Origin of the sequence: Ciceribacter azotifigens (genome assembly GCF_048159625.1) — a bacterium.
Classification (GTDB): domain Bacteria; phylum Pseudomonadota; class Alphaproteobacteria; order Rhizobiales; family Rhizobiaceae; genus Allorhizobium; species Allorhizobium azotifigens.
This window is the reverse complement of record NZ_JBLQTA010000077.1, coordinates 1-875: the sequence shown is the minus strand read 5'-3', so window position 1 is coordinate 875 and position 875 is coordinate 1. Positions and strand designations below refer to the sequence as shown.

The following is an 875-nucleotide window of genomic DNA, read 5'->3' as shown; positions in this document are numbered from 1 at the left end:
CCGTGTCCCGTGGCTGCGCCATATCTTCGCCGATGGCGGTTATGCGGGCGACTAGCTCAGGGCCGCCCTCCGGCAGATCGGCAAATGGACCGTCGAGATCGTCAAACGGTCCGATACCGCAAAGGGATTTGTCGTCCTGCCACGACGCTGGGTCGTCGAACGAACGCTGGCAATGGCTCAATCGCAACCGCCGCCTCGCCAAGGACTTCGAGCAAACCATCGCATCGGCAACCGCATGGCTGTTCATCGCTTCGATCCAGCTCTTCGCCCGCCGCATCGCGAGGCTATGAAATGACGAGGGATAATTTTGAATCAGACTCTTAGCGATCATCCGGTTTCCTTTCGATCCATACTTTTACTCGACTTGCACAGAGGAAGCGGCGCATTTCAGGCCTCCATGCTGGGTGTGGGGAGGAAAGTGATCTCACCGGAGACGTCATGCAGGATCGAAGGTTGTCGGGCAGCTGACCCAGTCTCATCCCTCCCACATGTTCCATAACAGGCTTCCTGCCGAGCTGATGCGTTCGCCATGTGAGTTGAGATAGCGCGCCCGTAACCAAGTCGAAAAACTTCTGGGATTGTCAAGAAACTCAGGGCCGCGCGTCCGGACTACCAGCTTATGCCGTACCTCACAAGCACAATGACCTCCCTGTTTTGGCACCGTCTACAGAGGTCTGAGCCTGTCCCATCGGTGCGCCAACAAAATATCTTCAGGTATGCTTGACATTTGTCGACATCAATTCGACTATTGTCAAGCATGGCGTGACCGGGAGGCGATCGTCGGTGGCCCGCTTCTTCTCGCGGGTCGGTTTTGGGAGGATGTCGCGTGGACTACGTGCTGGAAGTAGAGGGACTGCAAAAATCCTTTGGCGGTG

General features: G+C 56.6%; 1 pseudogene. It reads left to right on the top strand.

Annotated features, from left to right (window positions below):
- Positions 1-290 (top strand): annotated as a pseudogene (locus ACM6UT_RS23390) (transposase); the annotation flags it as partial.
- Positions 291-875 lie beyond the last annotated feature (585 nt).